Raw genomic sequence first — 24,393 nt, 5'->3', positions numbered from 1 at the left:
ATTCGGGGCCATGTTCAAACTCATCATCGAGGCGTCCGTCCGGTTCCGCTGGGCCGTCGTCGTCATCACCGCCCTGGTCGCCGCTGTCGGCCTCTATAACCTGACGCAACTGCCCATCGACGCCGTGCCCGACATCACCAACCGGCAGGTGCAGGTCACCACGGTCGCTCCGGCGCTCGCGCCAGAGCAGATCGAACGGCAGGTGACCTATCCGATCGAGACCGCCATGGCAGGCATCCCCGGCCTGACCTCGACCCGGTCGTTGAGCCGCAACGGCTTCAGCCAAGTGACGGTCATCTTCACCGATCGCACCGACATCTACTTCGCCCGCCAGCAGGTGGCCGAACGGCTGGCGGCCGCGCGCGAAGCCATGCCCGAAGGCGTAGAGCCCGCCATGGCCCCGATCACCACGGGTCTCGGCGAAGTGCTGATGTGGACGGTCGATTACTTGCCATTCAACACCGCCAACCTCGCACGCCCCGGCCAGCCCGGTTGGCAGGCGGGTGGTGCCTATCTGACGCCCGAAGGTGAATTGCTGACCACGCCAGCGGCGCGAGCCACCTATCTGCGCACGGTTCAGGATTGGATCATCGCGCCGCAGATGCGCACCGCTGCGGGGTTGGCCGGTGTCGATACGGTCGGCGGCTATGTGAAGGAATATGCGGTTCGACCAGACCCGGCTCGACTGTCTGCCTACGGACTGAGTCTCAACGATCTGATCCAGGCGCTGGATCGCGCCAACACCCAGGCTGGCGCTGGCTATGTGCAACGCGGGGGTGAGGCCCTGACCGTCCGCACGGACGCCCTGGCCTCGACCGTGGAGGACCTGGCCCAGGCGCCCGTGGTCAACCGTGGCGGGCTGGTGGTGCGCGTGGCCGACGTGGCGACGGTCGAGATCGGTCAGGCTCCCCGCCTGGGCGGGGCCACCCGCGACGGGCATGAAGCGGTTCTGGGCACTGCTCTGATGATCGCCGGAGGCAACAGTCGCACGGTCGCCCAGGCGGCGGGCGAGCGACTGGAGCAGATTCGGCCGACTCTGCCGCCTGGGATCGAGGCGGTGACGGTTCTGGACCGCAGCGCCCTGGTGAACGCCACCATCAAGACGGTAGCCACCAACTTGACCGAAGGAGCCCTTTTGGTCATCGCCGTCCTGTTCCTGCTCCTCGGTAACATCCGGGCGGCGGCGATCACGGCCCTGATGATCCCGATCAGTTTCCTGTTCGCGGTCATCGGCATGAACCAGTTCGGCATCAGCGGAAACCTGATGAGCCTGGGCGCGCTGGACTTCGGCCTTCTGGTCGACGGCGCGGTCATCGTCATCGAGAGCACGCTTCTGATGCTGTCGCAGAAGCGGGTCGAACTCGGCCGCGCCCTGACCCGGATTGAGCGGCTTCACGTCGCCGCCGCCGCTGCGCGCAAGATGGTGCGGCCCGCCGCCTTCGGCCAGTTGATCATTCTTCTGGTGTTCACCCCGCTGCTGCTGTTGGAAGGCGTCGAGGGCAAGACCTTCATTCCCATGGCCGCGACTGTGATGCTGGCGCTCGCCGGGGCCTTCATCTTCTCCTTCACCTTCGTCCCCGCCATGGCGGCGCTGTTGGTGCGCGAACCCAAGGCGATCCATCTGGACGCCGAGGGGCGCGCTTTGGAGCATGAGACCCGCATCATCCGCTGGGTGCGCCAACGCGTCGAGCCGGTCATCCGCCGCGCTGTGGCGCGGCCCCGCACGGTGCTAATTTCGGCCCTAGCAGCGCTCGTCGTCGGTTTGCTCGCCTTCTCCACCCTGGGGCGTGAATTCGTTCCGACCCTGGATGAGGGCGACATCGCTATGCAGGCGCTGCGGGTGCCCTCCGCCTCGCTGGAGCAGTCCTTGGCCATGCAGATGGCTTTGGAGCGGGCCATCACCGCCCAGCCGGAAGTCGAGACCATGTTCTCGCGCACCGGCACGGCCGAGGCGGCTGTGGACCCGATGCCGCCCAATATCTCCGACGCCGTGATCATTCTCAAAGATCGGCGCGACTGGCCTGATCCGAACCTCCCCAAGGAAGACCTGATCGAGCGCATCGAGGAGATCGCGTCGCTCCAGATCGGCAACGCCTTCGAGTTCAGCCAGCCCATAGAACTCCGCTTCAACGAGCTGATCTCGGGCGTCCGCACTGATCTGGCTGTGATGGTCTATGGCGACGACTTCGAGGTGCTGAACGATGTCGCCAATCAGGTGGCGAACGCCTTGCGGCAAACCGACGGCGCCGCCGACGTGCGGGTGGAGCAGACCTCCGGCCTGCCGACCCTGACCATCAGCGTCGACCGCTTCGCAGCGGCCAACTACGGCTTGGCGGCTGCGGATGTCTCGGAAGCGGTTTCGGCCGCTATCGGCGGCGCTGAAGCCGGCCAAGTGTTCGAGGGAGATCGCCGCTTCGACGTCGTGGTCCGCTTGCCCGAGGTCATGCGCGATGATCCTGCCACTCTGGCGGCTCTGCCGATCGTGTCGTCTGCCGGCGTCACCGTGCCCCTGTCCTCGGTCGCCCGTATCCAGGTGTCTGAAGGACCGAACCAGATCAGCCGAAACGACGGCAGCCGCCGCGTGGTCGTTCAGGCCAATGTGCGCGGCCGCGATCTGGGAGGCTTTGTCGCCGAAGCCCAGCGACAGGTGGAGCCCATCGCCCTGCCCACAGGCGTCAGGCTCGATTGGGGCGGCCAGTTCGAAAACCTGCAACGGGCGGAACAGCGCCTAGGGCTGGTCGTGCCGATGGTCTTCCTGATGATCGGCGCGCTGCTGTTCATGGCGCTTGGCTCCTTCAAGGAGGCGGGACTGGTGTTCGCCTGCGTGCCGTTGGCCTTGGTCGGCGGCGCCCTCTCATTGTTCTTGAGAGGCATGCCGTTCTCGGTCTCTGCGGCGGTCGGCTTCATCGCCGTCTCTGGTGTCGCGACCCTGAACGGGTTGGTGCTGATGCAAGCCATTCGCGAACGACTGGACGCCGGCCTAGCTCCCTACGAGGCGGCGATCCAAGGGGCCGCCAGCCGCCTGCGCGCGGTCTTGACCACGGCCCTGGTCGCCATCGTCGGCTTCATCCCCATGGCCTTGGCGCACGGGGCGGGGGCGGAGGTGCAAAAGCCGCTCGCCACCGTGGTCATCGGCGGCCTGATGACGGCGACCGTCCTGACCTTGCTGGTGGTGCCGACCTTCGCCGCGCGTGTCATGCGGCCCCGCGTCCGGGAGGAGGGTCTGTGAGCGGGTCGCACGGATCACCACAAATCCAGAAGCGCACGCTTCTGATCGTCTTCGCCCTCAACGCCCTATTGTTCGTGGTGCTTGGGATCGGTGGCCTCGCCGCCGATTCCAGCGCCCTGATCGCCAATGCGTTGGACAATGCCTCGGACGCGGCCGTCTACCTCATCAGCTTCCTTGCGGTGGGTCGCGCCTTGGTCTGGAAGCAGGGCGCTGCCCGCTTCTCCGGCGTCATGCTGCTCGTCTTTGCGGCCGGCGTCCTGATCGACGCCGGCCGGCGCTGGTGGTTCGGCACGGAACCGATCGGCTGGACCATGATGGGCTTGGCTGTAGTGGCGGCGATCATCAACCTCGTCTGCTTGGAATTGATCCGCCGCCAACGCAGTGACGACGTGAACATGAAGGCGGCCGAGACCTTCAGCCTCAACGACTTCGCGGCCAACGGTGGCATCCTGGTCGCTGGCGCGCTGGTCATGTGGTTGGACCAGGCCTGGCCCGACCTAGTCGTCGGCGTCCTAGGGTCTGTACCCAATTGAGTTGAAGTGGGGGCTGTGATTCAAGCTTCTGAGGAGGCTTGGACATGGCGGATCATTTCTGGCTGTCGGACGCGCAGTGGGCGGTGATCGAGCCGCACATTCCCAAGGTCTACACGGGCAAGCGGCGTGTGGATGATCGGCGGGTGATCTCGGGGATCGTGCATCGACTGCGCGAGGGCTGTCGCTGGCGGGCTCTGCCAACCGCGTGAACCGCCACCCGTTCGATCCTGTCGCTTACAGGCTCCGCAACGCCGTCGAACGCGCCTTCTGCCGCCTTAAGGACTTCCGGGCCATCGCCACCCGATACGACAAGACTGCTCGAAACTACCTCGCAGGCCTCTGCATCGTCGCCGCCATCACACTATGGACCAAATGAGTCCGGACCCTAGTTGCGGCGATCGCGGTGAAGGGCGGCGTAGAGATTCTACAAGACGCCCGAACGACCAAACTGACCGAGGAAGGCGAAGTCAGATGATCCTGCCACTCGCCCGCCCTGGTCTCTATCCTTGGTCTCGCCGATGGGCAGGGTTTCAGGTGCGCGCCTCGCGTCTTTAAAAGACCGGTGCCCTGCGCCATTGATGGAATAGATGCCGCAGGGCGGTCTTGTATTTAACCTTCTTCGCTCGTTCCCTCATTGGCCAGGAGGAAAGTCACGTCCGGCGACCAGCCGTCGGCCAACTCCGGCGGCGAGACTGACTCCAGATCGAGCCGGACGAACGACTTGAGGATCGACTGGAAGGTCTCCGTATCACGCGCCCAGTGGACGACGCCGTCGTAGTTCTTTGCGAGAAAGTGGGTGAGGTCGAGGGATGACCGACGGTTGACCCCGACCGGGCTGTCCACTTGGACGACCGCGATCCGATCGCCGCCGACCCAGCGCGCGACGTCGGGAGGACACAGGTGTTCATAGTGTCGGCGTCCGTTCCAGACGGCGGTTCGGATTGCCTTGCCCGCCGGGGTAACGAGCCGGAAAATCCAGGGCGAGTCCTCCTGCTCAACCGCCGCCGGGTAGAATTTCGGCGGAGGCGGACGGTTGAGGATCGCCGCCTTCTGTTCGCGGATCGCTTGGCGTTGCGCGCTTGTCAGGCGGCCGAGCGGCATACCCTTGTTGTCGAACAGTTCGATCGCCTTGGAATAGTACTTCTCCGCCGTGCCGGCATCGTAGAGGTCTGAATCCGGGAAAACGAACAGCAGCGCCTTTCCCCTGAAGCTGCGCAGATGCCGGAGGACCATAGCCCAGGCGATGTCCTGATGGACCACGGGGACGACATGAAGGGGCGCGTCAGGGGCCTCCATCATCAGGCGTTCGATGACGGCGATGCCGATGGCGCTGACCCCAGAGTCGTCGCCCAGGCAAAAGCCAACATGGAATGTCCGGTCGCCCGCAACGGCCCGGAACGCCTCAAGCACCACATCGGCGTCCGGGATCGACTCGTCGCCGGTCAACTCGCGGATTCGGGCGCCGTTTATGGCCGGGGCAGCCGGCAGCATATGAAGTTCGACCGTGCCGAAATAGTCATGGTCTTCCGGCCACGCCTGCTTTCGCCGTTGCTTCTTCCGCTTGGCTTCGCCCATGAATTGGTCTCCGTCTAGCTGAAGGCCGCGACCACGGTTTCGATCGGGAGAAACAGGGTGCGGCTGTCCTCGGGATATTCGACGAACTCGGCGCATCGCATGTAGAAACGCTTGGCCGCCTCGTCTTTCGCGTGCACCAAGACCGCCGCGATCCCGACGGTCTGCGAGGCGATGGCGATGCGTCGCAGGGCATCTGACAGGAGATCGGCGCCAAGCCCCTTGCCCGCATGGTCGCGGCTCACGGCTAAGCGTCCGATCACCGAAACCGGCACCGTGTCAGGCGCGTTGCGCCGCACCTTGCCGGGTGCCGCCGTCCGTTCCACGGCACCTGCCGATATGCAGAAATAGCCGACCGCCCGGTTGCTCTCGCAGACGACATAGGTGCGCGAGAATCGGCTTTCGTTCTTTAAGGCTCGGTGACGAAGCCAGTCGTTCAGGGCGGGCTCGCCGCAATCGAAACCCGAAACGTTATGGTCGGCGGTCAGGGGAACGGGTGCCGAGAGTCCAGCTTCGGGGCGTTCCGCAGCCTCGTCTAGGTCCGCCATGCTGGCGTTCGGCGCAGAAGCGACCGCAGCTTGGGTCCGGGTGCCGGGGGATTGTCGAGCGCGTGCACGAAGGCGTCGTACTGCCCGGAATCGAGCACGAACAGGCGCTGGTCGAGCAGCACGTCGATCGCCTGCCGCCGGGCGGTCTCGATCATGAACTCCGTTCGCGTCTTGCCGAGGATCGCGGCGGCGTCGTCGATAAGTTGTCGGGTCTGGCTCTCGATGCGCAGGTTGATGTTGCCCTTCGCATCCACGGCAGGCCCGCGCTTTTTGGCGACGAGGGTCGCGGTTTCCAATCCTCCCGAAGATCGAAAGTGGTTTTGCGCCATCGCTGAAAAGTGAGCCTTCGTATTCACGTTGTCAATACAAAGAGGTGTGGTGTTGGGGCCAAAACGCCCATTCTGCTGGGCTAAAGCCGCCGCGTACCAGGCTTCGCTTCATCGACCTTGATGATGTCCGCCAACCCGCCACGTAGCCTGTGACCACGATCTGCTCGGCAATGAAGGACTCAGCTTACCGAACGCCGCGATCCCTGCGGTTCAACCGGATCGCGAAGTCGCGCACCCGCCCCCATATCATCGGCGTCGATGAAAACCACGCCTTCGTCTTCCAGGGTTTTCCGAAGAAGCTGCGCGTTGGGCTTATAGACCGACATGTAATCCCGCGCGTTCTCCGCCTTGCGGACGGTGTTCATCGCCAAGCCGGTCGCTTCCGCCAGTTGGGAGACGGACCAATTCAGCAAACCACGCGCGGCGCGAAGCTGGGCGGGTGAGACGACGACGTCATGCTGAAGCGCAGTCTGCTTTGCAGGCATAGTTGACAATTAGTCCTATCGATGCAAAAAAGCACCATGCATTTATGGGGGTGCTAGTGTCCCATCATATCCCTCTTCCTGCTCTTTGTCCGGATCACGGGACACCTAAGAACCGTCAGGCCTGCGCTGGCTGCAACTCGGCCTATATGCGCGGCTATCTGCGTCGCCGGAGCCGGGAACAACCGGAATGGGCGGTTTGGCAACGTGCCAGGAAGCGCGCTGACCGGCTTGGCCTTGCGTTCGACCTGCCGCTTTCTGCGGTTGTGATCCCAACCCTTTGCCCCGTTTTCGGGATGCCCCTCGTGGTCGGTGAAGGCCGTTCGCCGAATTCTCCGTCCCTTGACCGTATGCTCAAGTGGAGCGTCACGGCGTGCAGGTGATCTCCCTGACCGAGAACATCGAGGGCGAAACCGGCTGGATGATGCGGGCGCTAATCGGGATGTTCAACGAACAGTCGAGCCGAGAAACGTCCAAGCACGTCCAGCGGACCCGAATCGAAAACGCCAAACAGGGCTACTGGAACGGCGGCAAGCCGCCGATCGGCTACATGTCGGTTCCGTGTGAGGAGACCTTCGGCGACAAAACGAAGAAGCGCTTGGCGGAAGACCCCAAATGGGCGCCCACCGTCTGCCTCATCTTCCGCCTCCATCGTGAAGGCGACGGTGAAGGGCATCCGTTGGGTGCGGTTGGCATCTGTGACTATCTCAACCGGCACGGTTACAAAAGTCGAAGCGGAGGCCTCTGGCACGCCAGCACGGTTCATCGCATTCTGACGAACGAGGCCTACGTTGGCCGAGTCTATATGAATAAGGTCAACACCCGAACCGGCGTCGAACGTGCCCGTAGCGAGTGGGTATACAGCCCGGCTCCTCCCCTGGTGACCGAAGAAGAATTTGAGGAAACCCAGCTTCGCCTGCGTGAACGCTGTCCTGATCGTCAGCCGCCTCGGACGACTACGAGCGACGTCATGCTGGGCGGCATCGTTCACTGCCGCTGCTGCGGCTCAGCGATGACGGCGGGCACCGGCACCAGCCGAACAGGCAAGGTTTACAGCTACTCTGTCTGCTCAGGCCGCGCCAACAAAGGCGAAACGGCCTGCGCGGAACCCCAACGAGTCCGCCGCGAAGACCTGGACGAGCGCGTCCTGAACGCCGTCGCCGCAAGCGTTCTCACGCCTGAAAGGGTGAAGAACCTGACAAACGCAGTTGCGGAGCGCCGTCGTAATGGAGACGGCGCCCTGGCCCAGGAGCTGGAGGGAGCCAAGGCCTCGCTCATTCAGGTCGACAAGGAACTGGATCGATTGGTGAAGGCCGTTCTCAAGGGAACGTTGATGGAGTCGGAAACTGTCCGTCGCAATCAGATCGACTTGGAAAACGAGAAAGAGCGGCTGACCTCGATCATCCGCCTGAAATCGTCCAAGCTGAAACAGGGTTTGATGCCGATTGACAAAGATCAGGCCACGCAACTGGCCGAAAAGCTGCGGCGGAACCTGATGGATGCGCCGCCCCAAGTCCGCCGCCGCTATGTTCAGGCCTTGGTCACGCGAGTCGATGTCGGCTCGGATGAAATCGTGATCCAAGGCCCTGATGATGCCATCGCTGAGGCTTCCCACCCCGAGAACGGGGGGCTACCCCCGGTTCAGAGTTCTGTTCGAGAGTGGCGGAGAGGGGGGGATTCGAACCCCCGGTACCCGTAAAGGCACGCCGCATTTCGAGTGCGGTACATTCAACCACTCTGCCACCTCTCCGCGAGGCCGTAGAAGGCTTGGTTGAAGGACGGCTTCTCTACGGGCGTCCGGGCGATGCCGCAAGCGGGCGGTGAAAAATTATCGCAAGGTCGGCAGAGGCAGGCCGCCCATCGGCGCCTGTCGGGGATCGGGGGCGGCGAAGCGGAACAGTTCGGCGGGGCGTCCGCCGGTAGCCGACATGACGCCCGTCGGCGCCGCCAGGCCCGAACGATCGACGCCCCGCCTGAAATTCTGCTTGTGCAGGGTCAGGCCCGAAACCGCCTCGGCGGCGGCCTGAAGTTCGAACAGGGTAAAGGTCTCGGGGGCCAGGTCGAACAGGACCGGACGGTATTTCAGCTTGCTGCGCAGCCGGCCCAGGCCGGTGGCCAGGATGCGGCGGTGATCCGAGGCCATGGCGCGACCCAGGGGCGCCGGAGCGGGCTCGTCCCGGTCGCGGGCCGCCTCGGCGACCAGTCCGGCCTCATACAGCAGCTCATAGCGGTCCAGCACCCGTTCCTCGTTCCAGCGCAGACCGGGACCCAGGGCGAACAGGGTCTGGACCCGCGCCAGGCGTCGCGGCTCGGCGCCGGCCCAGGCGGTCAGGCCCGCCGCGATGCGATCCGTCAGGGCCGGGTCCGAGGTCCGGCGGTCTTCCCAAGGAAAGATGTCGAATACCGGCGTCCAGCGGGCGCCGGCGGTCTCGGCCGCCGCGCGCGTCAGGGCCAGATAGCCGACCGAGACCTCGCGCATGCGGTCCGGTCCGGGGGTCGCGCGGGGCGAGGCGCGCGCCAGGTCGCCGAAGGTGTAGAGTTGCTCGACAAAGCCCAGCCTGAACCCTGTCTGGGCCGTCACGAAGGCGCGCAGGGCCAGTTCGAAGGTGCGGTCGTGCGCCGGGTCGAAGGGACCGAAGGGCAGGGCGGCCTCGCCCTCGCCGCCCGTGGTCAGAACGACGGCGTGGCGCCCCTCCAGCGCCATGACCACGGCCGAAAGGCCGATCCGGACGCCCGCGCTGTCGCCCTCGGGCCCCATCCTATTCGGTGTGCCAGGCGTCGGCGGGCGGGATCAGGCCGACCGCGCCCGCCAGAACCCGATAGCGCTCCAGATACCGTTCCTGGGCCTGGGCCGGGGGCAGGGGGTCGATCACCAGGTCGTAGCCGGGCGGCGGCGATCCGAAGAAGCCCAGGGCCTCCTTCTTCGAAAACCCCGCCAGCTGGGTCGCCTCGAAGAAGGCGCAGGCCTTGTCGGCCTTCTTGATCAGGGCCTTGATCGGGGTCGGCGTCTTGGGCGGCAGGCCGAAACGGACATGGATCGCCCCCTCCAGCCGCGCCTCGAAGGCCTTGTAGTTGACGCCCAGCGCCGACTTGAACGGCGAGATCATGTCGCCGATCACATATTCCGAGGCGTCGTGCAGCAGGGCCGCCAGCCGCCATTTCGGGTCCAGGCCCGGCTTGATGTGGGCGGCGATCTCCTCGACCACCACACTGTGCTGGGCCACGGAGAAGGCGTGTTCGCCGATGGTCTGGCCGTTCCAGCGCGCCACGCGGGCCAGGCCATGGGCGATGTCCTCGACCTCGATGTCGAACGGCGAAGGGTCCAGCAGGTCCAGGCGTCGGCCGGACAGCATGCGCTGCCAGGCGCGGGGCGGCTTGGAACGGGCGGCGGTCTTCGTCGGGGTGTCGGCCAATGTCGGGGTCCTGGGCTCGGGCAGGTCAGGTGACCCATCCGGCCGGCGGGATCAAGGCCTGCCGGCGCCGGAACCGTGGACGATCAGCGGCCGACGTTCAGGGTGACCAGGGCCTTGGCCGCCTCGAACACCGCGTCCTGCTCGCGTTCCTTGACCCGGATCGCGGCCACGACGATGGGGCCGCCCATGGGGCCGCGCGCCTCATAGCCCACCACCCGCCAGCCCTGGTCCGAGCCGCGGCTGTCGCTGAAGGTCCAGGAGGACCGGGTGGCGTCGCCGTTGCGCCGGGTGCGGACCTCGGCGCCGTTGCTGCTGGCGTTGATGCGGACGGTCTCGTCGTCGGAGCGCAGATCGACCACGCCGCTGGAGTCGTCGGCGCGGATGTTCAGCCCGCCGATCCGCACCCGGGCGCTGTCGCCCTGGGCGTCGATGCTGATGCCGGGCAGACGCACGCGCGCCCGGTCGCCATTCGCGTCTATGGCCACATCTGATGCTGCGGCTGCAGTTGCGGCTGCGTCTTCAGCCTTGGCCTGTGCGGCGTTCGCCTCGGCCTGGATGGCCCTGGCCTCGGCCGCCTGCTCGTCGGCGTCGGGAGCGTTGTCGGAACGCGCCATGTTTTCCGCCAGCTGCCGCTCGAAGGTCTTCAGCACCTCCGACGAGGGCTGGCCGTCCAGCATGACCAGATGCAGGCTGACCTCCGCGCCCTTCGGGCCTGTGTAGGTGCAGACGGCGCCGCCGGCGATGGCCGAGCCCTTGCGGGTGAGCACGCCCTGGGTCTGGGGGCATTGCAGGGCGTCGATGACCTTCAGGACGCCGCCCTTGTCATCATCGTCGGTATGGGTGGTCGAAATGCGGACGCTGGGCTCCTTGCAGGCGCCCAGGGCGGCCGTCATCAGCAGCAGCGGCAGGATCGAACGGGTCGCGACGGTCGGTCTCATCGTTATGCATCCTGAGCCTTCAGCGCGCGAACGCCAGTGAAATCGCAGTAACCGCCGGCCACCCTCGCGCCCCAGTTTCGCTCAGCTTCCCGGCCGGACGCCGTCGCGGCGGTGCAGGAAGGCCAGCCGTTCGAACAGATGCACGTCCTGCTCGTTCTTCAACAGGGCGCCATGCAGGGGCGGGATCGCCCCGGCCGCGTCCTGGCGCAGGGCCTCCGGATCGATGTCGTCGGCCAGCAGCAGCTTCAGCCAGTCCAGCAGTTCCGAGGTCGAGGGCTTCTTCTTCAGGCCCGGCGTATCGCGCAGGGCGTAGAAGGTCTTCAGCGCCTGCCCCACCAGCCGCGGCTTGATGCCGGGAAAATGCACCTCGACGATGGCCTTCATCGTCTCGTCGTCCGGGAAACGGATGTAGTGGAAGAAACAGCGGCGCAGGAAGGCGTCGGGCAGTTCCTTCTCGTTGTTCGAGGTGATGATGACGATGGGCCGGCGCTCGGCGCGGATGGTCTCGTTCGTCTCCTGGACGTAGAACTCCATGCGGTCGAGTTCCTGCAGCAGGTCGTTGGGGAACTCGATGTCCGCCTTGTCGATCTCGTCGATCAGCAGGACCGGGCGGGTCGGGGCGGTGAAGGCCTCCCACAGCTTTCCGGGCCGCAGATAGTTGCGCACCTCGCGCGCCCGCTCCTCGCCCAGCTGGCTGTCGCGCAGTCGATTGACCGCATCGTATTCGTAAAGCCCGTTATGGGCCTTGGTGGTGGATTTGACGTGCCAGGTGATCAGGGGGGCGCCCAGGGCCGCCGCGATCTCATAGGCCAGGACGGTCTTGCCCGTGCCCGGCTCACCCTTGATCAGCAGCGGCCGTTCCAGGGTCACGGCGGCGTTGACGGCGATCTTCAGATCGTCGGTGGCGATATAGTCCGCGGTTCCTTCGAACCGCCTTGGCGCATCCTGCATCCGGACCGTTCCTGGGTTGTGGCTTGCCTTTGCCCTAACCCAGGACGGCGGGACTTAACAATGATCAGGTGATCCGTTTGACCGAAACCGGATCGCTGGCGGGAAAGCTCTCTTCCACCCCCTCGTCGATCAGGGCTTCCTGACGGTCCTCGGCCGCTTCGGCCTTGTCCTTCAACTGGTCCGGCTTGCCGGTCTCGCGCGGGGCGCGGCGGGCGTGCGGGGCCTCGGTGTCGCAGTCGTCCTTGGCGGTGGGGGCGGTGGTCATGGGTTCTGCTCCTGGTCAGGGCCGTAGCCCAGGTCGGTGATGTCGTCGTCGGACAGGCGCTTGGCCTCCCAGTGGGCCGCGCTGGCCTGAGCCCCCCGGACGTTGCGCATCAGTCCGGTGTAGACCAGTTCGACCTCGTCCTGGCCGCGGCCGCCGGCGCTCTCGGCGTCTATTTCCGAACGGAGCGTCGCATCGAGGCCCAGAAGGGCGTCCGCCTCGGCCTCAACCCCGTCCAGAGCCAGGGTTTCGTCCAGGTCGATGTCGTCCTCGTCGAAATCCTCGGTATCCGCGTCGCCGTCGGCCTGGGTGACGTCCAGCACCGGGTCGGCCTCGTCCAGAACCAGGCCGCCGTCGCCGTCGTCATCCAAATGGGTCTCGTCAAAGACCTCGGACTGATCCTGTTCGTCGCGCCCGTCGTCGAGATCGGCCATGGCGTCGCTCCTGTTCCTGGAAGCAACGTCCCGAGATCATTCGGCGTTCCCGCGCTAGGCGGTCCTTTGTGCGACCCGCTGATCCAGCGCCTCGCGCACCGCCTGGATGGCGCCGGGCCAGCCGTCGAACCCCCCGGTCGGGAAGGTGCGCGCCTGCGGATAGAAGGCGTAGCGGTCGCCGCCCAGCAGGTGCCAGTCGTCGGGCGCATGGATGATCCAGGCCTCGGCCCCGGTCGCGGCGGCCAGGTTGATCCCAGCGATGCCAGGCCCCACCACCACATCGCAGGCCTGGGACAGGGCCGCCAGGTCCTCCAGATCGTCCTTCAGGTTGATCGGCGGGGTCCAGATCGTCAGTCCCTCGGCCTCGGCCTGGGCCAGGTCCTGGGCCGTGTCGCCGCACTGCAGGTTGATCATCCGGCAACCGGGCGTCGTCAGCACCGGCTTCCAGCCGTCGAAACCGGAGAAATACCGCGCCCTGGAGCCGTCCAGCACCAGGCTCTTCCAGTGCAGGCCGACCTTCAGTTCCGGTCCCAGGGCCGCCAGTTCGCGACGCCAGTGTTCGACCCGCGCCGGATCCGGCTTCAGATAGCCTCGACCGCTCGGAAAATCCGCGAGGGAGCGGCGGTAGACGGCCAGCAGACTGCCCATCGGCGTCCAGGCGTCCGGCCTTTCCGCGTCCGGCAGATCATCCACGAAGGGGCAGATGCGCGTCAGCCGCCCCTCCAGCCGCGCCGACCGGTGCGCCCCGACCACGGCGGCGGGGAAGGTACGCTGGAACATGTCGACCATGCGCGGATCGACGGCGACATAGACCCGGCCTTCAGGCCCCACGGCCTGGATCGCGTCGGCCAGGCAGGCGCCGAACACCATCTCGTCGGCGATGCCCTGTTCCCCGACCACCAGCAGGCGTCGTCCCCGGATGTCCATCTCGGCGGGCCGCCAGCGCGGCGCCTCGACCACCACCCTCAGAGCCTCGGGCATGGCGGGGTCCAGCCGGGCCTCATAGGCGTCGAATCCCTCGGCTATTCTCCCCATGCCCATCAGCAGCAGGGCCCGCGCCATGGTCATCATGGCCTGCTCATAGCCGGGCTCGGCCCCGGCGTGGGCCGCGATCAGGTCTTCCAGCGCCCCCTCCTGGTCGCCCAGGGGCTGGCGCGCATTGGCCCGGTTGTAACGGGCCTTGGCCAGGCCGGGGTCCAGCCTCAGCGCCTCCTCGTAGAAGGTCAGGGCCGTCCGCATGTCGCCCTGGTCGCTCAAGACTGTCCCCAGGGTGTTCCACAGGATGGCGTCGCCGGGTTCGATGGCGATCATGTCGCGCAGCACCTGGACGGCGTCGCCATAGCGCTGGGCGTCGCGCAGGACGCAGGCCAAGTTGTTCGTCGCCTCGACATGTCCCGGATTGGCGGCGAGATATTTGGTCAGCAGCTTTTCGGCGATCTCCAGATAGCCCAGCCTCTGGGCCAGCCGCGCCAGATCGTGCGCCACCTCCGTCTCGTCCGGCAGCAGCTTCAGCGCCGCCTCATAGGCGGTCAGGGCCTGGGCGAAATCGCCGCTCTTCTCGCGACAGATGGCCAGGACATGCCAGGCCAGGCCGTTGCGCTCGTCCAGCTGCAGCGCCTCAAGACAGCGGGCCGCGCCCTTCTGGTAGTCGTGGGTCCGCACTGCGGCCAGGGCGGCCTTCAGCTTCTCCAGCCCCTTGCGCTGGATCGTGACCCGGCCGCGCCCGGCGTCGGCCAGGGCGTGCGAGATGCGGCGCAGGGCCTCCGGCGAGGCCGCGTCCCCGGCCGAACCTTCGGCGGCGGGGCGGACGGCGTGGACCAGTTCGGTGGAGGCGGGGGAAACGGCCATCGGGGACTCGGACAGGGGCGGCGACGCCCCATGCTGAAAGGCCACATCACAAGACATGGTTAACCACGTCTGTTTAGCCTTCGCTCAGCGCCGCGCGACTTAGATGGCCGTGCGGGCCAGAGGGGGAGTCCTGCCGGATGCCGTTGAAACTGTCGCTCAAGCCGGGCGAGAAATTCGTGCTCAACGGCGCCGTGGTCCAGAACGGCGACCGTCGCGGCGTCCTGATCCTGCAGAACAAGGCCAATGTCCTGCGCGAAAAGGACATCATGCAGGCGGATGAGGTCACCACCCCGGCCCGACGCATCTATTTCCCCGTCATGATGATGTATATCGACGAGAGCCAGGCGACGAAATTCCATGACGAATTCGCCACGCGCCTGACCGAGTTCATGACCGCGACCCGCAACCCGGAGGCCATGGCCGAATGCGTCGCCGCCTCCAAGCATGTCCTGGCCCGAGAATACTACAAGGCCCTGTTGGCCGCGCGTCGGCTGGTCGAGTACGAGGAAAGACTGACCCATGTCGCTGCAGGCCTATAAGACCGCGGCCGCCCGGGCCGAGAGCCCGCGCGAGATGGAATACCGGCTGTTCGGCCAGGTCACCCGCGCCCTGACCCATGCGGCGACCGTCGATCAGGCCGATCTCAAGACCCGGATCGACGCCCTGGACTGGAACCGCCGGCTCTGGTCGGCCCTGGCCACCGACTGCAGCGACCCTGACAACGCCCTGGCCTCGCCGATGCGGGCCCAGATCATCTCGATCAGCCTGTTCGTCAGCCGCCATTCCTCGGCCGTGATGCGCGGGGAAGAGGATTTCGAGGCTCTGATCGACATCAACCGCATGATCATGCAGGGCCTGGCCGGCGCGCTCGAGGCCGCCTGACCCAGCGCTAGGCAATCGCGGCCGCGTCGTCCGGGCCATTCCTGCCGGGTGACGGCGGGCGTTCAAAACATCTCATCTAAATCAGCATGTTGTTGCGGGCCGCCGTGGGTCCGCATCTTGCGTGTGCGCGCACGAACCAGAACCGGTTCGGCGGCCAGAAGGCCGTATCAACCGACCAGAATGGAAGGACTGCCGCATGCTCTCGAGCTCGGTGAACACCAATGTGGGCGCGATGATCGCGCTCCAGAACCTGAACGCCACCAACGCCGACCTGTTCGCGACCCAGAACCGGATCAACACCGGAAAAAAGGTCGCCTCAGCCAAGGACAACGGGGCCATCTGGGCGATCGCCCAGGGCCAACGTGCCGATATCGGCGCCCTGGGGGCGGTCAAACAGTCGCTCGATCGCGGCGTCGCCGCGGTCGATGTGGCCATGGCGGCTGGCGAGACGGTCTCCGACCTCTTGCTGCAGATGAAGGAGAAGGCTCTCGCGGCGAAGGATCCGTCGATGAAGACGGCGTCCCGTGTCGCCCTGAACGAGGATTTCGCGGCGCTGCGTGACCAGATCACCAGCGTCACCGACAACGCCGACTTCAACGGGGTCAACCTGCTGAAGACCGGCGCCACGGGCTTCCAGGCCCTGGCCAATGCGTCCGGCGTGTCGACCCTGACCGTCGGTGCGGAGGTGCTGGGCCTGGGCGGAACCAATGTCACGGTGACCACGACGCAGTCGATTTCGACCCTTACGGGCGCGACCGCCGCCCTGACGGCGGTCAACGCCTCGATCGACAATGTCTCGGCCGCCCTGGCGCGGCTGGGCACCAAGTCCAAGGCCCTGGAAACCCATGTGACCTTCATCGGCAAGCTGATGGACTCGCTGGAAGCCGGGGTGGGCAATCTTGTCGACGCCGATCTGGCGAAGGAGAGCGCAAAGCTCCAGGCGCTGCAGACCAAGCAGCAACTCGGGGTCCAGGCGCTGTCGATCGCCAACCAGTCGCCTCAACTGGTCCTGTCGCTGTTCCGCGGCTGACCGCATGGACGCCGGGGGATCCGTCCCCCGGCGTTTTTGCGTCGCCCTTCAGGCCTCGGATCACATAATGGCGAACGATCTTGGCGAGAGGCGCGAAGCAGACCTACCTTCCTCTTGTGCGCTCGATTGGGGGCGCGTCGTGAAAGGAGGTGATCCAGTGTCTCATTGTCATCAATCGCGTGCGGTGGCCGCGACCCTGGCTTCTTCGGAGGTCCGGGCCTGACCTTTCAGGCTCCCCCAGAAGCGAACGCGAAATCCATGTGATTTCGCTTCGGGGTTTCGGCTGGCCGTTCCGCGGTCAGACAATGGAGGGCCGTCGCGGACGCCGCGACGGCCCTTTCCAATTCAGCCGAACAGATGGCCCCACCATCCGACCGTGGCCAGGAAGACCCGGCTGATCACCTCCCAGGCCGCCCAGACGAAGGCCGCGAAACCGGCCGCGCCAAGCCAGGCCGCGACGACCGCCGCCCCGTCGCGCTGCATCAGGCCGAAACCGAACAGGGCCACGAACAGCGACGGGAACAGATTGCCCCCGAAGATCGGCAGCATGACGATCAGGCTCAGCAGGCTGGCCGCCAGGCCGATCAGCACCTGGGCCGCGGGCGTCGTCATCACCAGCCAGCGCGGCCGCGAAATCCGTTCGATCCGACGCAAAAGAGGATCGACCTTGCCGGTGACCCTGCGGAACTCGGCGCGCGGCAGGCTGCTTTTCAGCGCCCAGCGGGGCATCCACAGCTGATCCCGCAGGAACAGCACCTGAAGGCAGATCAGCAGCAGCGGCGCGCCCAGCACCGTCGTCGATCCGGGAATGGGCGAGGCCAGGGCGTTCAACAGGCCCAGAAAGACCATCATCGCCCCGAAACCGCGTTCCCCGAAGGCGTTGATCAGTTCGCCCAGATACAGTTTGGGCTCATCCCGCGCGCCAATGTCGGACAGCAGCCGCGAGAAGGGCCGGGCGTCGGCTTCATAGTCGTAGTCGGGCATGGCGTTCGACGGCTCGGCTTCAGGCCCCGCATGTAGGGGCCCCCGGACACCGGCGCCACTTAACATTCGGCAAGACAGGCGCGGCTGGCTCCGTCAGTGCTTGACGTGCTCCGGCTTGCCCTTGCGCTTGGTGTGGGCGAACTCTTCCAGCTGTTTTTCGCTCATCGACATCATCGATTTGGACGCGCCCTTCAGTTCGGACTTGGGCGTGTCGCCGCGCTTGGCCGACAGGGCGGCGCCGGCGGCCTTCTGCTGGGCTGCGGATTTTGCGGGCATGGGGTGGTCTCCTTCCTCGAGAGAAGGAAACCGTCAGCTTCCCAGCAGTTCCCGACCGATCAGGAAGCGGCGGATCTCGTTGGTGCCGGCGCCGATGTCGTACAGCTTGGCGTCGCGCACCAGCCGCTCGACCGGCCATTCCCGGGTGTAGCCCGCGCCGCCCAGGGCCTGGACGGCTTCCAAGGTGACCTTCACTGCGTTCTCGCTGGCCAGCAGGATGGCGCCGGCGGCGTCATAGCGGGTGGTCAGGCCCTGATCGCAGGCGCGCGCGACCGAATAGACATAGGCCCGGGCGCTGTTCAGGGCGACATACATGTCGGCCACCTTGCCCTGCATCAGCTGGAACGACCCGATCGCCTTGCCGAACTGCTTGCGGTCGCGGACATAGGGCAGGACCACGTCCAGCGCCGCCTGCATGATGCCCAGAGGACCGGCCGACAGGACCGCCCGCTCATAGTCCAGGCCGCTCATCAGCACGGCCGCGCCACGCCCTTCGCCGCCCATGATGTTCTCGGCCGGAACCTCGCAGTCCTCGAACACCAGTTCGGCCGTGTCCGAGCCGCGCATGCCCATCTTGTCCAGCTTCTTGGAGACGCTGAAGCCCTTCATGCCCTTTTCGACCAGGAAGGCGGTGACGCCGCCGTTGCCGTCGCCGGTGCGGGCATAGACCACCAGGGTCTCGGCGTGGGGGGCGTTGGTGATCCAGAATTTGGTCCCGTTCAGGACGTAGCGGTCGCCCTTCCTGTCGGCGCGGGTCTTCATCGACATGACGTCCGAGCCCGACCCGGCCTCCGACATGGCCAGCGAGCCGACGTGTTCGCCGCTGATCAGCTTGGGCAGGTATTTCTGCTTCTGCGCGTCCGTGCCCCAGCGGCGGATCTGGTTGACGCACAGGTTCGAGTGGGCGCCGTAGCTGAGCCCGATCGAGGCCGAGGCGCGGGACACCTCCTCCATGGCCACGACGTGTTCCAGATAGCCCAGGCCCAGGCCGCCGAACTCTTCTTCCACCGTGATGCCGTGCAGGCCCAGCTCGCCCATTTCGGGCCACAGGTCGCGGGCGAATTCGTTCTTCGCGTCGATCTCGGCGGCGCGCGGCGCCAGCCGGTCGGCGGCCCATCGGGCCGTGGTGTCGCGAATGGCGTCGGCCGTCTCGCCGAGGCCGAATTCCATGGATTGGGGGGCGAAGGGAATGCTCATGCCGGCGGGTTAGCACCCCCCGCGCGCGCCGCAAAGCGGATCAGTCCGCCGCCGACCGGCCCCAGCGCTGGTAGAGGTTGAAACTGGACACCCCGACGCAGATCAGGGCGATGACCGCCAGGACCCAGCCGATCAGGGCCGTCTGTTCGCCGCCCGATCCTTCCAGGGCCGCGCGTCGGAAGGCGGCCATGGCCGCCCCGAACGACACCAGGCCGATTCCGCCCATGACCAGGAAGGCGCCGGTCTCGCTCCAGTCCCGGCCCGGCGCGGCGGGCTCGATCTCGCGGCGGATGACCGGACCCGGGTCCTCGGCGCCTTCGAACAGACTGGCGCCGTCGTCGCCCGCGGTGGCCTCTGCGCCACGCTGATCCGGCGTCCACACGGGCCGGGCGTCGGCGGGCGGGCTTTCCAGCGGCGGGGTCAGGACCAGGGGTTCGGGCGCCACCGCCTGCGGCGGTTCAGCCTGGGGCGCGACCTCGGTGATGGCGGGCGCCTCGATCAGCGGCTCGACCACTTCCTCCGCCGGGGCCGGTTGGTGTTCGGCGGGCTCGGCGACGAGCTCGGCCGCCGGTTCGGCGGTCTCTTCGGCCACCGGGGCCGCGGGCTCTGCTGCAGCAGGGGGCCGGCCCAGCGGGGCGAAGGGCACGATCACCGCGCCGCCGATGGCCGGGGTCTGGTCCAGGGTGATCAGGGGGCCGATGACGGCGGCCTGATAGGGGGAGTAACGCGACAACGCACTGTGGCGGGCGTCGCCGTCCGGCTCATCGTTGGACGAGATTTCGGAGTGTGTCGGGGCCGGGGCGCTCTCGGCCGGGGCTTCCGACGCGGGCTCTCCCAGCAGATGTGCGACCGCGGCGGCGCGGGCGTCGATGCGCCCAGCCTGGGGTTCGGGTTCCGGGTCGGGATCCGGTTCAGCCGCCGGCGGCAAGGGCAGGGGGGCCGCCAGAAGGTCGGCCAGGGTGACCCGCGCGTCGGGCGCCGCGACGAACAGGGCCCGTTCCGCCGCGCGGCGGCGCAGGGCCGCTTCGGCCCCCGGAGGCTCGGGCCAGCCGAACAGGGCGTCGGCCGCCTCGGTCTGGGAGCCCGCATTGATCCGCGCCAGGACGTCCGATCCCGCGAACCGCTCGACGCCCAGGGAGAAGGCGAAACTGGCCAGGGCGTCGAACTGGTGCTGGTTCAGCGGCGCGGCGACCTGGTCGTGCAGGGCCTTCACCACCGGGATCAGGTCGTATTGCAACAGCAGTTCGGCGTCCGCCTCTCCGACCGTCAGACCTTCGCGGGCCGAGGCGGTGTGGCCATAGCCGATGACCCAGCCGCCGTCCGGACGCGGCACGGCGCGAGGCCGGAAGCCCTCGAAGCTCTTGATGAGCACGATCCCCTCGCGGGAGACCTTCATGCGGTTCGGCGTGACGTCGGACACTGACTGACCCAAATCGAGACGGAATCGCTCGCTTCCCCGGGGAAGCAGCAAGCCCCGCGCCGGTTCCCCTTAAAGCAGGACCACGGTCGCCAGACCCAGGAAGATCAGGAAGCCGAAGAAATCCGTCGTCGCCGTGACGAAGACGGCCGACGACACCGCCGGGTCCTGTTTCAGCTTCGACAGGGTCAGGGGGGTCAGGACCCCGACGCTGGCGGCCACCAGCAGGTTCAGCACCATGGCGGCGGCGATCACCGCCCCCATGCGCCAGTCCCAGGCCCACAGGCCCGCCGCCACCCCGACCAGGGGCGCCAGCACCAGGCCGTTGGCCAGGCCCACCATCAGTTCGCGGCCGAAGGTGCGGCGGGCGTTGGAACTGTTCAGTTCGCGGGTGGCCAGGGCCCGCACGGTGACCGTCAGGGCCTGGGTCCCGGCGTTGCCGCCGATGGCCGAGACGATGGGCATCAGGGCCGCCAGGGCCACGATCTGTTCGATGGTGGCCCCGAACCAGGCGATGACGCTGGCCCCCAGGGCCGCCGTGGCCAGGTTGATCACCAGCCAGGGCGCGCGGCCGCGCACGATCTCGGTCACGGACGAACCGCGGTCCTCGTCCGACACCCCGGCCAGGCGCAGGATGTCCTCGCGGTTCTCTTCCTGGATGATGTTGACGATGTCGTCGACGGTGATCTGGCCCACCAGCCGTCCGCCCTCGTCGATGACGGGCGCCGAGATCAGGTGGTATTTCTCGAAGACGTAGGCGACCTCTTCCTGGTCCTGATCGACGGTGATCTCGTTGACCGGCTCCATGATGTCGGTCAGGGCCGTCGTCCGTGGGGTCCTCAGCAGGCGGCTGATCGGCACCCCGCCGACCGGGCGGTTCAGCGGATCGACCACATAGATGTCGAAGAACAGTTCCGGCAGGTCCTCGCCCTGGGCCCGAACGTGGTCGATGGTGTCGCCGACATTCCAGAACTGCGGCGCGGCCATCACCTCGCGCTGCATCAGGCGGCCGGCGGTTTCTTCCGGATAGGCCAGGGCGTGTTCGATGGCGGCCCGTTCGACGTCGGGCATGGCGGCCAGCACCCGCTCGCGCTGGTCGTCCTCCATCTCTTCGACCACGGCGACCGCGTCGTCGGAATCCAGTTCCTGCAGGGCCTCGGCCAGGGCGCTGTGCGGGGCCCGCTCCAGCACCTCCTCGCGGATGCCGTCGTCCAGTTCCGCCAGGGTCTCGGCCAGCAGTTCCGGCGGCAGCCACAGCACCACCACCGCCCGATGTTCGGCCGTCAGAAAGCCCATCAGATCGGCCACGTCGGCGGGGTGCAGGTCTTCCAGCAGGCCGCGCAGCCGCAGGCCGTCGCCGTCGTCGGCGGCGTCGACGACCTTTTCCACGAAGCCGGGCGTCAGGACATAGTCCTCGTCCAGGGCCTCATGCTCTTCGATCTCGATGTCGGATTCGGGCAGGGGTGCGGTTGCGGTGGTGCTCACGCCGGGTCTCCCTGCTTGTCGATCAGCTATCTAGCCGATGTGCATCCCTGGATTGGCCAGCACGGAACGCCGACCTGTCGAGCGGCGTCTCTCGACCATGGCAATGCCTGGGTCAAGATGCCCAGAGCCGCTTGCGGGCGAAGGCATGGCCCGACCCAGACTTGAGATAACGCTCGAACGCTTCGGCCTGCGAGCGCTCCGAGAAGGCGATGTAGGTCACCAGGCGCCATGGCGGATGCTTGGATGTGTGAGCCGATTTGCCAGCGTTGTGCTCGGTCAAACGAGCCTTCAGATCGCGGGTCACGCCGATGTAGCGCTTCGTCGGGTCAGAGGTGCTTTCGATCAGATAGACGTAGTGCATCGAGCTCTCGCGTCGAGCAGCCCTACTACGCCAAGGCTTCGCAGGGCATCCTGCTTCGCCTCACGCCGCCGATGCAAATCCTGCGAAGCCCGAAGGGCGAAGCAGGATGGTGCGGTCGAGAAGACTCGAACTTCCACTCCGGTTAGGGAACAGCGACCTCAACGCTGCGCGTCTACCAATTCCGCCACGACCGCTCGCATCGGAGCGCGGGCGATACAGCAGGCCGCGAGGAAAGGGAAGGGCGGCTCGGCGCATTGGAAGATCGTTTGCACTTCTTGTCGCGCGACGCGCCTCGTGGTGCACTTCGACCATGTGGCGATGGCTCCTCATCATCCTTTCGCTGATGCAGATCAGCGCGGCGATACCGCCCTGGTCCGAGAGCTTTGCCTCGAGCAACCGGACGCCGCTGTCGGCCATAGTTGCTGATCCCTCCCGCTTCCATGGCAAACACATCACGACCTCGGGCTATCTCGTCCTGGAATTCGAGGGTGATTCCCTATGGGTCGGGAAAACGGACGCCGAACAATTTTTCCCGGAGAATGGTGTCTCGATCGAAGGTCCCGAACGACGCGATAGTGCGGCTCGGCGCAGGCTTGATGGTCGGTATGTTGTAGTCTCGGGCGTCTTTAGGGCGGACCGGAATGGACATTTGGCGTCCTGGCCCGGTGCGATTGTCGCGCAAAGGATAGATGCGCACGGCGGCCGGTTGCAGAACTCCTTCCTCTATCGCGGCCCCAAATATCTGGTGAGCCTGCCATGGCCGCTGATCATCGGCGGCCTGGGCCTGACGGTCGCCGGATTCTTTCTCGCGGCACGGCAGGGGCGGTGGGGCAGGAGCTGGTCCTGGCGTCGGGGGCCCTGGATTGCGCTCGCTGTCGTCATGACGGCCTTTTCAGCTCTGAGACTGCAAGGGGCTGTCGAGCAGACCTATTGGGCGGGTTGGGCCTTTAGCAACGACATCTGGTTCTGGTTCGGCGTGGCCGAGACAGTCGTGGGCCTGATTGCGGTTATCGGAATGTGGGCAGCTTGGAAGCTAGGCCGCAAGACGGTGGTCCTGGCTTTCGTCCTGCTGCAGCTGATGGTTCCGGCCGTGCATGAACTGATGCGGATCGACAGCTGGCGAAGCCAGATGACCTATCCCTTCGAGCCGTCGCCCAGCTCGCGCCATTGGGAACATCCGAACTGGCCGCCGTCGGAAGCGCGCCTGGCGCAGGAAGCTACGCCGACCCCGCCATGAAATCATAGACATCGGCCGGCCGCGTGACCGTGATGGCGATGCGGTCGTCGCGAATCTCGATCTGGCCGCGAGCGACCGGGTGGTTGTTGGCCAGGATCCATACCTCGTCGCTTTCCGAGGCGTTCAGCGGAATGACCGCGCCGCGACCCATCTTCAGCAGTTGCGACATCGGCAGCACCGACCGGCCCAGGACGACGGACAGCTCGACATCGACGGCTTCGATCTGGCTCATGGGAACTCGGCGACAGGCTTCGGACGGTCGGGCCTTGCGCGGGGCGGCCCGCGACCACATTGAAGCGGCATGCTTTCGCAGCCGTTAAATTCGCCGGTCGAATGGGCCGTCTCGCCGGGTCGGGTCGGCTATGAAGAGGCGGTGGCGGCCATGGAGGCGCGGGTCGCGGCCATTTCCGAGGGCCGGGCGGGCGAAATGGTGTGGCTGCTGGAGCATCCGCCCCTCTACACTGCGGGGGTGTCGAGCAAGGACGCCGACCTGCTGACGCCTGACCGGTTTCCGGTGCATCGCACGGGCCGGGGCGGGCAGTTCACCTATCACGGGCCGGGCCAGAGGGTGGCCTATGTCATGCTGGACCTGAACCGGCGCGGGCGCGATGTGCGGGCCTTCGTGCGCGGGCTGGAGGGCTGGATCATCGGCGCCCTGGACCGGCTGGGCGTGCCCGCCGGGGTGCGCGACGGCCGTGTCGGCGTCTGGGTCGAGCGCAAGGGGGCGGGCTGGTCGCGCGAGGACAAGATCGCCGCTATCGGGGTGAAGGTGCGCCGCTGGGTCACATTCCACGGGATCAGCCTGAACGTGGATCCGGATCTGGACCATTTCGGCGGCATCGTGCCCTGCGGCATCGCCGAACATGGCGTCACCAGCCTGCTGGACCTGGGCCTGACCGCCTCTATGGACGACGCCGACGCGGCCCTGAAGGCGGCGTTTCAGGATGTGTTCGGGCCGGTGGCCGAGGGCGCGCCGCCCGTCTGA

At 66.6% G+C, this 24,393-nt stretch carries 27 protein-coding genes, 2 tRNA genes and 1 pseudogene; 10 read left to right on the top strand and 20 right to left on the bottom strand.

All coding sequences use genetic code 11. The features are described 5' to 3' along the window. Positions 1–10: 10 nt before the first annotated feature. The 4 genes and pseudogenes from KF910_RS01430 to KF910_RS01415 all read left to right on the top strand — a co-directional run. On the top strand, positions 11–3,229 hold the full coding sequence (locus KF910_RS01430; protein WP_292258421.1) for an efflux RND transporter permease subunit: 3,219 nt from the start codon (positions 11–13) through the stop codon (positions 3,227–3,229). After that, complete coding sequence (locus tag KF910_RS01425; protein ID WP_292258420.1) at positions 3,226–3,762, top strand: cation transporter; 537 nt, start codon at positions 3,226–3,228, stop codon at positions 3,760–3,762. Before KF910_RS01430 ends, KF910_RS01425 begins: the two co-directional genes overlap by 4 nt. A gap of 44 nt (positions 3,763–3,806) precedes the next feature. Beyond that, positions 3,807–3,971: a transposase gene (locus tag KF910_RS01420; RefSeq protein WP_416354668.1), complete on the top strand. Its 165-nt coding sequence runs from the start codon at positions 3,807–3,809 to the stop codon at positions 3,969–3,971. A 14-nt stretch (positions 3,972–3,985) separates the two neighbouring features. Then, a pseudogene (locus KF910_RS01415) lies at positions 3,986–4,138 on the top strand (IS5/IS1182 family transposase); the annotation flags it as partial. 233 nt (positions 4,139–4,371) lie between these two features. On the opposite strand, the gene KF910_RS01410 reads toward KF910_RS01415, so the two are convergent. From KF910_RS01410 to KF910_RS01395, 4 genes are all read right to left on the bottom strand, one after another. Continuing rightward, positions 4,372–5,337 carry a hypothetical protein gene (locus KF910_RS01410; RefSeq protein ID WP_292258419.1) on the bottom strand — a complete coding sequence of 322 codons (966 nt, stop codon included), beginning with the start codon at positions 5,335–5,337 and terminating at the stop codon, positions 4,372–4,374. Positions 5,338–5,351: 14 nt separating this feature from the next. Then, positions 5,352–5,882, bottom strand: coding sequence for a GNAT family N-acetyltransferase (locus tag KF910_RS01405; protein WP_292258418.1), 531 nt, complete (start codon positions 5,880–5,882; stop codon positions 5,352–5,354). After that, complete coding sequence (locus KF910_RS01400; RefSeq protein WP_292258417.1) at positions 5,870–6,178, bottom strand: DUF1778 domain-containing protein; 309 nt, start codon at positions 6,176–6,178, stop codon at positions 5,870–5,872. Before KF910_RS01400 ends, KF910_RS01405 begins: the two co-directional genes overlap by 13 nt. Before the next feature lie 212 nt (positions 6,179–6,390). Then, on the bottom strand, positions 6,391–6,696 hold the full coding sequence (locus tag KF910_RS01395) for a helix-turn-helix domain-containing protein (RefSeq protein WP_292258416.1): 306 nt from the start codon (positions 6,694–6,696) through the stop codon (positions 6,391–6,393). A gap of 370 nt (positions 6,697–7,066) precedes the next feature. On the opposite strand from KF910_RS01395, the gene KF910_RS01390 reads away from it, so the two are divergent. Continuing rightward, positions 7,067–8,392, top strand: coding sequence for a recombinase family protein (locus tag KF910_RS01390; protein WP_292258415.1), 1,326 nt, complete (start codon positions 7,067–7,069; stop codon positions 8,390–8,392). On the opposite strand, the gene KF910_RS01385 is transcribed toward KF910_RS01390, so the two are convergent. The 8 genes from KF910_RS01385 to KF910_RS01350 all read right to left on the bottom strand — a co-directional run bounded on the left by KF910_RS01385 (position 8,354) and on the right by KF910_RS01350 (position 14,539). Further along, positions 8,354–8,443, bottom strand: a tRNA-Ser gene (locus tag KF910_RS01385). The genes KF910_RS01390 and KF910_RS01385 overlap by 39 nt on opposite strands. A 78-nt stretch (positions 8,444–8,521) precedes the next feature. Continuing rightward, positions 8,522–9,451, bottom strand: coding sequence for an NUDIX hydrolase (locus KF910_RS01380; RefSeq protein ID WP_292258414.1), 930 nt, complete (start codon positions 9,449–9,451; stop codon positions 8,522–8,524). Between the two features lies 1 nt (position 9,452). Beyond that, on the bottom strand, positions 9,453–10,046 hold the full coding sequence (locus tag KF910_RS01375) for an HD family hydrolase (RefSeq protein ID WP_292258517.1): 594 nt from the start codon (positions 10,044–10,046) through the stop codon (positions 9,453–9,455). Positions 10,047–10,189: 143 nt separating this feature from the next. Further along, complete coding sequence (locus tag KF910_RS01370) at positions 10,190–11,044, bottom strand: methyltransferase type 11 (protein WP_292258413.1); 855 nt, start codon at positions 11,042–11,044, stop codon at positions 10,190–10,192. A gap of 81 nt (positions 11,045–11,125) precedes the next feature. Next, positions 11,126–11,995, bottom strand: a complete 870-nt coding sequence (locus KF910_RS01365; protein WP_292258412.1) for an AAA family ATPase — start codon at positions 11,993–11,995, stop codon at positions 11,126–11,128. A gap of 64 nt (positions 11,996–12,059) precedes the next feature. Next, complete coding sequence (locus KF910_RS01360; protein ID WP_292258411.1) at positions 12,060–12,260, bottom strand: hypothetical protein; 201 nt, start codon at positions 12,258–12,260, stop codon at positions 12,060–12,062. Beyond that, on the bottom strand, positions 12,257–12,691 hold the full coding sequence (locus KF910_RS01355) for a hypothetical protein (RefSeq protein WP_292258410.1): 435 nt from the start codon (positions 12,689–12,691) through the stop codon (positions 12,257–12,259). The genes KF910_RS01360 and KF910_RS01355 overlap by 4 nt, the downstream gene beginning before the upstream one ends. 54 nt (positions 12,692–12,745) lie before the next feature. Continuing rightward, positions 12,746–14,539, bottom strand: a complete 1,794-nt coding sequence (locus tag KF910_RS01350; protein ID WP_292258409.1) for a tetratricopeptide repeat protein — start codon at positions 14,537–14,539, stop codon at positions 12,746–12,748. Between the two features lie 137 nt (positions 14,540–14,676). On the opposite strand from KF910_RS01350, the gene flbT reads away from it, so the two are divergent. From flbT to KF910_RS01335, 3 genes are all read left to right on the top strand, one after another. Then, positions 14,677–15,078: a flagellar biosynthesis repressor FlbT gene (flbT, locus tag KF910_RS01345; RefSeq protein ID WP_292258408.1), complete on the top strand. Its 402-nt coding sequence runs from the start codon at positions 14,677–14,679 to the stop codon at positions 15,076–15,078. Further along, positions 15,059–15,421: a flagellar biosynthesis regulator FlaF gene (gene flaF, locus KF910_RS01340; RefSeq protein ID WP_292258407.1), complete on the top strand. Its 363-nt coding sequence runs from the start codon at positions 15,059–15,061 to the stop codon at positions 15,419–15,421. The genes flbT and flaF overlap by 20 nt, the downstream gene beginning before the upstream one ends. Before the next feature lie 196 nt (positions 15,422–15,617). Next, entirely contained in the window at positions 15,618–16,451 is an 834-nt protein-coding gene (locus KF910_RS01335) for a flagellin (protein ID WP_292258406.1), read from the top strand. 345 nt (positions 16,452–16,796) lie between these two features. On the opposite strand, the gene KF910_RS01330 is transcribed toward KF910_RS01335, so the two are convergent. The 7 genes from KF910_RS01330 to KF910_RS01300 all read right to left on the bottom strand — a co-directional run bounded on the left by KF910_RS01330 (position 16,797) and on the right by KF910_RS01300 (position 22,365). Then, positions 16,797–17,435, bottom strand: a complete 639-nt coding sequence (locus KF910_RS01330; RefSeq protein ID WP_292258405.1) for an exopolysaccharide biosynthesis protein — start codon at positions 17,433–17,435, stop codon at positions 16,797–16,799. Between the two features lie 93 nt (positions 17,436–17,528). Next, on the bottom strand, positions 17,529–17,711 hold the full coding sequence (locus KF910_RS01325; RefSeq protein WP_292258404.1) for a DUF3008 family protein: 183 nt from the start codon (positions 17,709–17,711) through the stop codon (positions 17,529–17,531). A 33-nt stretch (positions 17,712–17,744) separates the two neighbouring features. Further along, a complete protein-coding gene (locus KF910_RS01320) occupies positions 17,745–18,908 on the bottom strand; it encodes an isovaleryl-CoA dehydrogenase (protein ID WP_292258403.1) in 1,164 nt (387 codons plus the stop codon). Between the two features lie 40 nt (positions 18,909–18,948). Further along, positions 18,949–20,328: a lysozyme gene (locus KF910_RS01315; RefSeq protein ID WP_292258402.1), complete on the bottom strand. Its 1,380-nt coding sequence runs from the start codon at positions 20,326–20,328 to the stop codon at positions 18,949–18,951. A 69-nt stretch (positions 20,329–20,397) separates the two neighbouring features. Continuing rightward, entirely contained in the window at positions 20,398–21,810 is a 1,413-nt protein-coding gene (gene mgtE, locus KF910_RS01310; RefSeq protein ID WP_292258401.1) for a magnesium transporter, read from the bottom strand. 112 nt (positions 21,811–21,922) lie between these two features. Then, a complete protein-coding gene (locus KF910_RS01305) occupies positions 21,923–22,171 on the bottom strand; it encodes a GIY-YIG nuclease family protein (protein WP_292258400.1) in 249 nt (82 codons plus the stop codon). 107 nt (positions 22,172–22,278) lie between these two features. Further along, positions 22,279–22,365: transfer RNA gene (locus KF910_RS01300), tRNA-Leu, on the bottom strand. Positions 22,366–22,481: 116 nt separating this feature from the next. Between KF910_RS01300 and KF910_RS01295 the strand changes: the two genes are divergently transcribed. Beyond that, a complete protein-coding gene (locus KF910_RS01295) occupies positions 22,482–23,408 on the top strand; it encodes a hypothetical protein (protein WP_292258399.1) in 927 nt (308 codons plus the stop codon). Here KF910_RS01295 and KF910_RS01290 read toward each other — a convergent pair. Further along, positions 23,389–23,640 (bottom strand): FliM/FliN family flagellar motor switch protein, encoded by a 252-nt coding sequence (locus KF910_RS01290; protein WP_292258398.1) that lies wholly within the window; start codon positions 23,638–23,640, stop codon positions 23,389–23,391. The genes KF910_RS01295 and KF910_RS01290 overlap by 20 nt on opposite strands. A gap of 69 nt (positions 23,641–23,709) precedes the next feature. On the opposite strand from KF910_RS01290, the gene lipB reads away from it, so the two are divergent. Next, positions 23,710–24,393, top strand: coding sequence for a lipoyl(octanoyl) transferase LipB (gene lipB, locus KF910_RS01285; protein ID WP_292258397.1), 684 nt, complete (start codon positions 23,710–23,712; stop codon positions 24,391–24,393).

The organism is Brevundimonas sp. (assembly GCF_019636155.1).
GTDB lineage: Bacteria > Pseudomonadota > Alphaproteobacteria > Caulobacterales > Caulobacteraceae > Brevundimonas.
The sequence above is the reverse complement of the archived record's forward strand: the minus strand, read 5'-3'. Positions and strand labels throughout refer to the sequence as shown.